Here is a 10641-nt window from a genome sequence, read left to right as displayed (position 1 = left end):
GAATGAAAAAAAATGCCCAGTCCGTGGAAGCCTGGCTGGAGGCGATGATCGCCGTGGCGCGCTATTACCGCCTCGATTTTTCCCAGGAGAATGTGCGCGCGACCGTCAACTGGGAGCGCGACAGCAAACGGGAAGAGTTGCTCACCGACATGGCGCGGCAGTTAGGGATGGGGCTGCGGCTGGTGGAATTTTCCGCCGACTCGCTTAACCCGTGGCGGCTGCCGCTGATCGCGGTGTTTGATAATCAACAGATTGGCGTGATCACCCGCCGCGACAATCACGACAATATCAGCGTTCAGTTCAGCGGTGACGAAGGGCTGGAAACCACATTAAACGTCACGGATATAGAAGACAAAATCGTTGAACTGGCGCTGCTACGACCGCTCAGCGCCATTCCCGATGCGCGGGTGGATGACTACATTCGCCCGTATCAGGCTAACTGGTTCTGGAATCTTTCGCTAAAAGACTGGCGGCGCTATGGCGATATTATGCTGGCCTCGCTGGTGGCGAACGTGCTGGCGCTGGCGGCGATGATTTTCTCGATGCAGGTTTACGACCGCGTTGTTCCGGCGCAGTCCTACCCGACGCTATGGGTGCTGTTCGCCGGGGTGATGATGGCGATCCTGTTTGAGTTCTGTATGCGCATGGTGCGCACGCACCTTTCCGATGTGATTGGTAAGCGGGCAGATCTGCGTATTTCGGATCGCGTGTTTGGTCACGCATTACGGCTGAAAAATAACGTGCGATCGAAATCCACCGGATCGTTTATCTCACAGATCCGCGAACTGGAATCGGTGCGGGAACTGATCACTTCTACCACCATCGGCGCGGTGGCGGATCTGCCATTCTTCCTGCTGTTTGTTTTTATTTTGTGGATGATCGGCGGCTGGCTGGTGCTGGTGGTTTTGCTGGCGCTGCCGTTGCTGGTGATCCCCGGCCTGCTGGTGCAACGCCCGCTGGCGCGGCTGGCGAACGAAGGGATGCGCGAATCGGCAGTGCGCAACGCTACGCTTGTCGAGGCCGTGCAGTCGATTGAAGACATTAAACTGCTGCGTGCTGAACAGCGTTTCCAGAATCAGTGGAATCACACCAACGACGTGGCCTCGTCCATCAGTATGAAGCAACGTTTTCTCACCGGGCTGCTGCTCACCTGGACGCAGGAAGTGCAATCCATCGTCTATGTGGTGGTGCTGTTGGTGGGCTGCTTCATGGTGATGAACGGCGACATGACCACCGGCGCGCTGGTGGGGACGACGATTCTGGCTTCGCGCACCATCGCGCCGCTGTCGCAGATATCCGGCGTGCTTTCGCGCTGGCAGCAGGCGAAAGTGGCGCGTAATGGCCTTGATGAACTGATGAAGCGCCCGGTGGATCAGCCGGAACACGGCAAACTGGTGCATAAAGCAGTGCTGCACGGCAATTATCAGTTCAGCAACGCGGTGTTTTATTACGACGAAGAAGAGAAGATTGCCGATGTGGCGATCGGCAAACTCAACATTCAGGCCGGAGAGAAAATCGCCATTCTCGGGCGCAACGGCGCGGGTAAATCAACGCTACTGCAAATGCTCGCCGGAATGCGTATCGCCCAGCAGGGGCAGGTGCTGCTGGATAACATCAGCATCGGGCAGCTTGATCCGGCAGATCTGCGCCGCGACATGGGGCTGCTCAGCCAAACCGGGCGACTGTTCTTCGGCTCGCTGCGGGAAAACCTCACCATGGGGATGCCGGAAGCCAGCGATGAAGATATCGAACGCGCGTTAACCCTCAGCGGGGCGCTGCCCTTTGTACAGAAGCAGAAAAACGGCCTCAACTACATGATTCAGGAAGGGGGATTTGGTCTTTCTGGCGGTCAGCGGCAAACGCTGCTGCTGGCGCGGCTACTTATCTCTCAGCCGAATATTGTCCTGCTTGACGAACCCAGCGCCTCGCTGGATGAAATGGCGGAAGCGCATTTAATCGAACAACTGAAACAGTGGATTGGACATCGCACGCTGGTCATCGCCACTCACCGCACGGCGATGCTGCAACTGGTGGACCGCATTATCGTGATGGATCAGGGGCGGATTGTGATGGATGGCGCGAAAGAGACCATTTTGCGTGAACAGGGCGAACCCACGACGCGACGCGTGGTGTTGCAGGAGAAGAATAAGGGGTCTGCCGCATGAACGGACAACTGCAATACAACCGTGGCCTGACTGAACCCCGCCTGCCACGTTCGGCGCTGGCGGTGCGCGTTACCGCTGTGATGCTGCTCTGTTTTCTCGGCTGGGCGTGGTACTTCCAGCTTGATGAAGTCACCACCGGCAGCGGCACGGTAGAACCTTCCGGACGCGAACAGGTGGTGCAGTCGCTGGAAGGCGGGATTTTGTATCATCTCGACGTGAAGGTTGGCGATATTGTCGAACAGGGGCAGCCGCTGGCGCAGCTTAACCGCACCAAAACGGAATCCGACGTCCAGGAAGCGATGTCGCGGCTGTATGCGGCACTGGCAACCTCGGCGCGGCTGCGGGCAGAAGTGAGCAATAAACCGTTGGTCTTCCCTGACGAACTGAATAAATTCCCCGAACTTATCGAGTCGGAAACGGCGTTATATAACACTCGCCGCGACGGGTTGAACAAAGCCACCACCGGGTTGACGCAGGGGATTAGCCTGGTCAACCGCGAACTGGCGATGACCCAGCCGCTGGTGAAACAGGGGGCGGCGAGCAGCGTTGAAGTGCTGCGCCTGCAACGCCAGGCCAATGAACTGGAAAACAAACTTAGTGACGTGCGTACGCAATACTACGTACAGGCGCGGGAAGAGTTAGCGAAAGCCAATGCGGAAGTGGAAACCCAGCGTTCGGTGATCCGCGGGCGGGAAGATTCTCTCACCCGGCTCAACTTTACCGCGCCGGTGCGAGGCATTGTTCAGGACATTGACGTCACCACGGTTGGCGGCGTCATCGCCCCTGGTGGTAAACTTATGACTATCGTGCCGCTGGATGAGCAACTGTTGATCGAGGCAAAAATCTCCCCCCGCGATGTGGCGTTTATCCATCCGGGGCAAAAATCGCTGGTGAAAATAACCGCTTACGACTACTCCATCTACGGCGGCCTGCCGGGGGAAGTGGCAGTGATTTCACCGGACACTGTACAGGATGAAGTGCGGCGCGATGTTTATTACTATCGGGTGTACATTCGCACTTTCAGCAACCATCTGGAAAATAAAAGCAAACAGCAGTTTCCGATATTTCCCGGTATGGTGGCGACGGTCGATATCCGCACTGGCAAAAAAAGCGTGCTGGATTATCTGTTGAAACCCTTTAACAAAGCACAGGAGGCGTCGCGCGAACGATGAACATTAGCGATGTAGCAAAAATTACCGGCCTGACCAGCAAAGCCATTCGCTTCTATGAAGAGAAGGGGCTGGTGACGCCGCCGATGCGTAGCGAAAACGGTTATCGCACCTACACGCAGCAGCATCTCAACGAACTGACCTTACTGCGCCAGGCACGCCAGGTGGGCTTTAACCTGGAAGAGAGCGGCGAACTGGTAAATCTGTTTAACGACCCGCAGCGGCATAGCGCCGATGTAAAACGGCGCACGCTGGAGAAGGTGGCGGAGATCGAACGGCACATTGAGGAGCTGCAATCCATGCGCGACCAGCTACTGGCGCTGGCGAATGCCTGCCCCGGTGATGACAGCGCCGATTGCCCGATTATCGAAAATCTCTCCGGCTGCTGTCATCATCGGGCAGGGTGATTAAGACATACGGAAATAGTCGTCCATTATTTTCGTCAACTCCGGACGTTCGCCGTCATCATTGATGGCAAAATCCAGAAAAAAAGCATCTGCTTGCGGCGTTCGGTTTTGCGCCATCAACCGGAAGGTGAGGGGGCGATAAATGGCGTATGCCGGATAGCTGATAACGAATCGGGCAAAGTCAATAAAAAGCGGCGAGTGTGTGAAAAACAGCGCCTGCAAAATTACATCAGCCTGTTCATCCTCCCCCAAACCTTGTTGGATCATGCTCTTAATACGAGTTTCGCTCAAATTCCCGGCCTCAACAATTTGCCAGGCTTGATCCAGTGAAGGGTACCGACTGACGCTCTGCTGCAACTCTTCTGACCAGGTTTCGGATGGGCTGATGTGCTTATCAGGGCCGAAACTCTCCCATGCGCCGGGCGGTAATGTTTTCCACTCAGTGAGTTTGGGAACGTGGCACAGTAGCTCTGTTTTGTGCAGACATTCTCCGCCCGGAAATACTAGTGTTTGTTGCTCATCATTAAAACGGGTTGCCGTGCTGAGTACCAGTGTTTTGAGCGGTCGCCCTTCCAGTGCGGCAGCAGTGGCCTTATGGTGCCCGTCGAGCAGAACGCAGAGATAGGAATCAGGGAGATACCAGGCCAGAGCGCGGGCGTCCGGTTTATTGCGATAAAACGTCGCACGATCAGGATTAAAATGTGATGGCGGCTGTCCGGGAAGAAGAAAACAGGGGGCGATGTCACTGAAATAGCAATATTCAGGATCCCAGACGGCAACGGTCGCCGGATTACTGGCGCTATGGTCCGTTGCCGCCCAAAAGAAATGCCCGTTGCCATCCGTCGGGTAAAGTTCACGATCTTCCAGCAGGTAATAGCCATCAGCCATGCATGAGAACAGCGGTGTCAGCGCGGCAAAAGCGTCCGTCATGCCAGACCACGGGCGATTCCAGTTTTCGAGAGCAGACAAAAACCGGGCGGCTCCCTGTTCATCATCCGCAAAACCGCTGTAGACAAATTCCGCACAGGTGGGGCAGCCAGCCTCGGACCAGAAACGTATTAACGGGACATCCTGCCAGCAGAGCGAACGGATAAGCCCATAAGGGTGCGGATCGTAAATCACACACTGACACAGAAATCCTTTCCCGGACTTCACCGAAAAAATGACGCCTGCAGCGGTATTATTCAGTAGACGTACTTCAGGTTTTCGACAGGGAAAAAGCATGGCTACTCCTTAGCCAAAATTTCAGTTCCCTGAACTGTGCCAGAAAATTACGCTGGTGACTATTGCTCTATAAATGGAAGCGGTGCTCTTACCCGTTAATCACCGGTTGCACAGACAGAATATGCTGCAAACTTTCTACCATAATGCGCCCCGATTGAAATAAGCCTTCCTGAATTTCATTGTTAACATTCACAGCGTGAACCAGGGAGGCTAATAACACCACTTGTAAGAAGGCAAAAATAAACGCACCGATAATCATAATATGCGTCAGGGGGATTTTCCTTTGCTCCTTCATTTTAAATAGCCCACAAACTGGCCTTCTTTCATTAAGGCGATTTTTCCTGTGTGATGATAAACAATGACGTTATACAGACCCGACTGATAAACCGTGGCATCGGCATTATCTTCATCTATGACACATAAGGAATCATTGAGATAAGCAAAGTTCTTACTGCTCATTCTGAAGGTGACGCCAAATCCTTTATAAATGGCTTTCTTTGCCGCCTGGGCATGTTGTGCGGCTTCTGCATTTTTAAATGCCTGCGCCTCGGATGCACTTAAAATAGCCGTCTGACGCTGCTGTTCTGCGAGATAACAGGTATCATGACTGACGCCCTGCGCCTGGCAATCTGCGATGCGGGAAGTGGGTGAACTACAGCCAGCCAGTAATATAACCGCCAGCAGGGAAAACGATTTAATGGAGCTATTCATCATTGTTAACCTTAAATAATGTACGGAAAATTGCGAATAAGAAATTGCTGTTAAAATTAGAACGAATATCCCACGCCGACACCCGCACCGAAATCAGATTGTGTATCCGCAGAAATACCTGCTTTAAGTACCGTATGCGTTCCGGCATTAAAAGATGTTCCTACAGACACCGCAGATTCACCGTTGAACGTTCCCGCTCCCGCTGACACCATCATCAAGTCACCGGTTTTCACCTGTGGTTGTGAGGCGATAGCGATGGCAGATGCAGTTCCCGCATTGGCTTCTTTACGATTGTCCTCAACTTCGTTTTTCAGAGAATCGAAATGGTTATTGAGCGTGTTAATTTGTTGGCTGTTATCTGCGACCCGTTTTTGCGTGTTGGTTAACTGTTGCTGCGTTTGTGCGGAATCTTGTCTCAGACTTTCAATTTGCTCATGTGCCTGGACAGACTTCTGCGCCAGACTTTGCATTTGTTTATCGTATTGAGTCCTTTCATTTTGATGTTGTACTGCCACATCGGTTGTCAGCGCATTCATTTTCTGCCCTTGTTCAGTGGTAGTGCGCTGATTAGCCTCATTTTGAGCCGCCAGTCTGGCATTAATCATCTCCTGATAATGCGCGGTATTTTGCGTATCTCCAGTCGCGGCGAGCGTTTTTTGTGTGGCTACGATCTGCGCCTGTTGCTCTGTAATTTGCGTTTGCTGGGCATCAGTTACCGCAGACTGTCGGGCGTTGATCATGCTCTGATAACGGGCAGTTGTATGTACATCACCTGTAGCGGCAACGGTTTTTTGTCCTGCGTCAGGATCTGTCTGGACAGGGGGAATCTGAGTGGTATCAGGTGTTTCAGAAGGGATGTAGTGATGTTCAGTCAAATAGGTATATGCAGCGGGGCTGTTGTCGGTGCGTTCTAAAAAGCGGGTAATCTTCTGCTCAATCTCCGATTGCGACATGCCCGAGTTAATGGCTGAAAGCTCTGTTGCCGCCGCTTCAATGGTATCACCAGCTAAAACAAAAGGGCTGGATGTTGCTGAAATTATGAGTGCCAGTAAAGCTACGTTTACAGTTTTCATTCATTTTCTCTCGATAAAAATAAGTCGCATTAATGTTTCTATAAGAAACAAATAATATTGTTATTAAGAAATAAAATACGTTGCAATATGATCGAAATCTACGCCGCCATTTGTGTGATGTAAAGCGCATTTTTGTCTGGTGTAAGCGTAAACACCACCAATAAGAAACAAAAAATGTTTCTCATATAAATAAAAAAGGAAATTATTTCGTGCTCTTTCAATGTATAAAAGAGTAAAGACTTGTTTTGATAAGCGAAATAAATTCTGTTTCTGGACTAAACGTGAAGCAGTTCCTGATGTGTGCTAAAATGCGTTTCTTTGATAAATCTCAATTTTTAAGAGGTTTACGCCAGGCAGGAAAATTTAAATGAATGAATTTGAGAAGATTTTTAATGAAATGAATCTGGACCGGGCATTGCTACCGATCCTTTTTCGTTCGAACCGGTCAACAGTGTGGAAATATTTAAGTGGCGATAGTACGGCTCCTGCCTCAGCTATGTCACTGATTATGCTGTTGCAGTTAATCCAGAAACGAAACCCCGATCTATTAGCCGAATGGTTAACGCTTTCTGATTTCACCATTCCGCCAGAAGTTTACCTGGACCAGCCTGATTACTGGAAAGGGTGGGTGTATACGCAACACAAGGTCAATAAAAACGTCCTGGAATATCTAAAAAAACACTATCCGGATGAAGACCAAAAAAGTATGGGTAAAGGCCGGGAAGAGTAATTTTGCCTCTACTCGGCTATATGCCGGATGCGGCGCAAGCACCTTATCTGGCCTACGATTCGGGCATATTTTGTAGGCATGATAAGACGCGCCAGCGTCGCATCAGGCGATGACCGCACGGATAATCAGCGTTATCCCTTCTATCGCAATCACCTCAACATGCGTACCTGCGCCGAGATCCTCGCTGGCGCTGACAGGCCATGAACTGTCACCGACGCGCATATGACCGCGCCCGTTGACCAGCGGAGATTCCAGCACAAAACGTCGGCCAATAAGCTGCTGCCCGCGCTGGTTTAAATGACTGTCGCTGTGCTTTTGTTCGCGCACCCGCCGCGACAACCATTTCCACCACAGCCAGGCGGCGAGCAGCGTCAGGACGGCAAACATCACCCCTTGCCACTCCCAACCCAGCGGCACCAGCCAGACCACCAGGCCGGTAATCACCGCTGCCACGCCGCTCCACAACAGATAACCATTTCCGCCCAACATCTCGGCTGCCAGCAACAACCCGCCGAGACTGAGCCAGAAAATATGTGGATGAACGACCATTAACTCCATCATGGCTGAGTCCGTTTGTTGGCGCTGTCTTTCACCAGCTCGGCAATCCCGGCAATCGACCCCATCAGGCTGCTGGCCTCTAATGGCATCATCACTACTTTGCTGTTACTGGATGAACCGATCTGCTGTAACGCTTCGGTGTATTTCTGTGCGACGAAGTAGTTCACTGCCTGAATATCACCAGAGGCGATGGCTTCCGACACCATTTTAGTGGCACGGGCTTCTGCTTCGGCGGAACGTTCACGCGCTTCAGCTTGTAAAAATGCCGACTGACGCTCACCTTCCGCTTTCAGGATTTGCGACTGTTTTTCACCTTCGGCTTTGAGGATTTCCGCCTGACGGATCCCTTCCGCTTCAAGGATGTAAGCGCGTTTGGTACGTTCCGCTTTCATCTGCGCGTTCATCGAAGAGATAAGCTCTGCCGGTGGGCGCACGTCGCGAATTTCAATACGGGTGACTTTAATCCCCCACGGGTTGGTAGCCTCATCGACAATACGCAGCAGGCGTGAGTTGATGCTGTCGCGCTGAGAGAGCATTTCGTCAAGTTCCATTGAACCCAATACGGTACGGATGTTAGTCATGGTCAGATTGATGATCGCCAGCTCCAGATTGCTGACTTCATAAGCCGCGCGCGGGGCATCAATCACCTGAATAAAGCACACGGCGTCGATGGTAACGTTGGCGTTATCTTTCGAGATAACTTCCTGAGAAGGGATATCGAGCACTTGCTCCATCATATTGATCTTACGACCAATGCGATCCATAAACGGCACGACCAGACTGAGCCCCGGCTGTAACGTTTTGGTATAGCGACCAAAGCGTTCTACTGTCCACTGATAGCCCTGCGGCACGATTTTAACACCCGCGCCGACAATGACCAGCGCGACAAAAATGAGAATCGGGATAAAGATAAGCATCGGAAAAACCTCCTGTTGTACCGTCCATAATCAGCAAAATTGCTGCTTGATTAAACAAATTATACCTGATTACTGAAAGAGAGTTCCCCCTTATTCCTGCGAAGGATAAACTGTTTTTAGTAAAAATCAGAAAAAGGGAACAGCGATGCAGGAAAATAGTCCTTTGCTTCAGCTACAAAACGTAGGATATCTGGCGGGTGATACGAAGATTCTTAATAACATCAATTTTTCGCTACGTGCTGGCGAATTTAAGTTAATTACCGGCCCTTCCGGTTGTGGCAAAAGTACGCTGCTGAAAATTGTTGCTTCATTAATCAGCCCAACCAGCGGAACGTTGCTGTTTGAAGGTGAGGATGTCAGTACACTCAAGCCAGAAATCTACCGCCAGCAAGTATCTTACTGCGCCCAGACGCCGACGCTGTTTGGCGATACGGTATACGATAATCTGATCTTTCCCTGGCAGATCCGTAACCAGCAGCCTGACCCAGCCATTTTTCTCGATTTTCTCGAACGCTTCGCTTTGCCGGACAGCATTTTGACAAAGAATATCGCCGAGCTATCTGGTGGTGAAAAACAACGCATCTCATTGATTCGTAACCTGCAATTTATGCCAAAGGTATTATTGCTGGATGAAATCACCAGTGCACTGGATGAAAGTAATAAACATAACGTTAATGAGATGATCCACCGTTATGTGCGCGAGCAAAATATTGCCGTGCTGTGGGTGACACACGATAAAGACGAAATTAATCATGCGGATAAAGTGATTACACTGCAACCGCATGCCGGAGAAATGCAGGAAGCACGCTATGAACTCGCATAATATTACTAACGAATCATTGGCACTGGCATTAATGCTGGTGGTGGTGGCAATCTTAATTAGCCATAAAGAAAAACTGGCGCTGGAGAAAGATATTCTCTGGAGTGTCGGGCGCGCGATAATTCAGCTGATTATTGTCGGCTATGTGCTGAAGTATATTTTCAGCGTGGATGATGCCAGCCTGACATTATTGATGGTGTTATTTATCTGCTTTAATGCGGCGTGGAACGCGCAAAAACGCAGTAAATATATTGCTAAAGCTTTTATCTCATCGTTTATTGCCATTACGGTCGGGGCAGGAATTACCCTGGCGGTGCTGATTCTCTCAGGGTCGATTGAGTTTATCCCGATGCAGGTGATACCTATTGCAGGGATGATTGCCGGTAACGCGATGGTGGCGGTAGGGCTGTGTTACAATAATTTAGGGCAACGGGTCATTAGCGAACAACAACAGATTCAGGAGAAACTGAGTCTTGGCGCGACGCCGAAACAGGCTTCAGCGATATTGATTCGCGACAGTATTCGCGCGGCTTTAATTCCGACGGTGGATTCAGCAAAAACGGTTGGCTTAGTGAGTTTACCGGGAATGATGTCCGGGCTGATATTTGCCGGGATTGATCCGGTGAAGGCGATTAAATATCAGATTATGGTGACCTTTATGCTGCTCTCAACCGCCAGCTTGTCGACCATTATTGCCTGCTATTTAACCTATCGTAAGTTTTATAATTCGCGCCACCAGTTGGTGGTGACGCAATTGACGAAGAAATAAATATTTAATTAGCACGGTTTGGTAGGCCGGATAAGGCGTTCACGCCGCATCCGGCGGCTATGCGCGGATGCCTGATGCGACGCTGGCGCGTCTTATCA

General features: G+C 51.0%; 12 protein-coding genes. 6 read left to right on the top strand and 6 right to left on the bottom strand.

Features of this window, described 5'->3' with window-relative positions:
- The first annotated feature begins 2 nt into the window (after nucleotides 1–2).
- The 3 genes from FQZ95_RS04405 to cueR are packed head-to-tail and all read left to right on the top strand — an operon-like array spanning nucleotide 3 to nucleotide 3741.
- On the top strand, nucleotides 3–2165 hold the full coding sequence (locus FQZ95_RS04405; protein WP_088541933.1) for a type I secretion system permease/ATPase: 2163 nt from the start codon (nucleotides 3–5) through the stop codon (nucleotides 2163–2165).
- Nucleotides 2162–3337 (top strand): HlyD family efflux transporter periplasmic adaptor subunit, encoded by a 1176-nt coding sequence (locus FQZ95_RS04400; RefSeq protein ID WP_160529916.1) that lies wholly within the window; start codon nucleotides 2162–2164, stop codon nucleotides 3335–3337. The genes FQZ95_RS04405 and FQZ95_RS04400 overlap by 4 nt, the downstream gene beginning before the upstream one ends.
- Nucleotides 3334–3741: a Cu(I)-responsive transcriptional regulator gene (cueR, locus tag FQZ95_RS04395; protein ID WP_001026747.1), complete on the top strand. Its 408-nt coding sequence runs from the start codon at nucleotides 3334–3336 to the stop codon at nucleotides 3739–3741. Before FQZ95_RS04400 ends, cueR begins: the two co-directional genes overlap by 4 nt.
- On the opposite strand, the gene FQZ95_RS04390 is transcribed toward cueR, so the two are convergent.
- The 4 genes from FQZ95_RS04390 to FQZ95_RS04375 all read right to left on the bottom strand — a co-directional run bounded on the left by FQZ95_RS04390 (nucleotide 3742) and on the right by FQZ95_RS04375 (nucleotide 6749).
- Nucleotides 3742–4965 carry a hypothetical protein gene (locus FQZ95_RS04390; RefSeq protein ID WP_160529915.1) on the bottom strand — a complete coding sequence of 408 codons (1224 nt, stop codon included), beginning with the start codon at nucleotides 4963–4965 and terminating at the stop codon, nucleotides 3742–3744.
- Between the two features lie 88 nt (nucleotides 4966–5053).
- On the bottom strand, nucleotides 5054–5260 hold the full coding sequence (locus FQZ95_RS04385; protein ID WP_000664213.1) for a hypothetical protein: 207 nt from the start codon (nucleotides 5258–5260) through the stop codon (nucleotides 5054–5056).
- Entirely contained in the window at nucleotides 5257–5679 is a 423-nt protein-coding gene (locus FQZ95_RS04380) for a hypothetical protein (RefSeq protein ID WP_160529914.1), read from the bottom strand. Before FQZ95_RS04380 ends, FQZ95_RS04385 begins: the two co-directional genes overlap by 4 nt.
- Nucleotides 5680–5732: 53 nt before the next feature.
- Complete coding sequence (locus tag FQZ95_RS04375) at nucleotides 5733–6749, bottom strand: YadA C-terminal domain-containing protein (protein WP_160529913.1); 1017 nt, start codon at nucleotides 6747–6749, stop codon at nucleotides 5733–5735.
- 367 nt (nucleotides 6750–7116) lie between these two features.
- Here FQZ95_RS04375 and FQZ95_RS04370 point away from each other — a divergent pair, with 367 nt between their 5' ends.
- The gene (locus FQZ95_RS04370) at nucleotides 7117–7479 is read left to right on the top strand and encodes a hypothetical protein (RefSeq protein WP_001001644.1); all 363 of its coding nucleotides are present in this window, start codon (nucleotides 7117–7119) and stop codon (nucleotides 7477–7479) included.
- A gap of 102 nt (nucleotides 7480–7581) precedes the next feature.
- On the opposite strand, the gene FQZ95_RS04365 is transcribed toward FQZ95_RS04370, so the two are convergent.
- Nucleotides 7582–8040 (bottom strand): NfeD family protein, encoded by a 459-nt coding sequence (locus FQZ95_RS04365; protein WP_000970331.1) that lies wholly within the window; start codon nucleotides 8038–8040, stop codon nucleotides 7582–7584.
- The gene (locus FQZ95_RS04360; protein ID WP_000904502.1) at nucleotides 8037–8954 is read right to left on the bottom strand and encodes an SPFH domain-containing protein; all 918 of its coding nucleotides are present in this window, start codon (nucleotides 8952–8954) and stop codon (nucleotides 8037–8039) included. Before FQZ95_RS04360 ends, FQZ95_RS04365 begins: the two co-directional genes overlap by 4 nt.
- Nucleotides 8955–9099: 145 nt before the next feature.
- Here FQZ95_RS04360 and fetA point away from each other — a divergent pair, with 145 nt between their 5' ends.
- Complete coding sequence (gene fetA / locus FQZ95_RS04355) at nucleotides 9100–9777, top strand: iron efflux ABC transporter ATP-binding subunit FetA (RefSeq protein ID WP_001157551.1); 678 nt, start codon at nucleotides 9100–9102, stop codon at nucleotides 9775–9777.
- Nucleotides 9764–10543 carry an iron efflux ABC transporter permease subunit FetB gene (fetB, locus tag FQZ95_RS04350; protein WP_001353389.1) on the top strand — a complete coding sequence of 260 codons (780 nt, stop codon included), beginning with the start codon at nucleotides 9764–9766 and terminating at the stop codon, nucleotides 10541–10543. Before fetA ends, fetB begins: the two co-directional genes overlap by 14 nt.
- The last annotated feature ends 98 nt before the right edge of the window (nucleotides 10544–10641 follow it).

The organism is Escherichia sp. HH41S, assembly GCF_009820115.1.
Lineage (GTDB): Bacteria > Pseudomonadota > Gammaproteobacteria > Enterobacterales > Enterobacteriaceae > Escherichia > Escherichia coli_F.
Note: the sequence above shows the minus strand (reverse complement) of the source record. Positions and strands in the feature narration are given on the sequence as shown.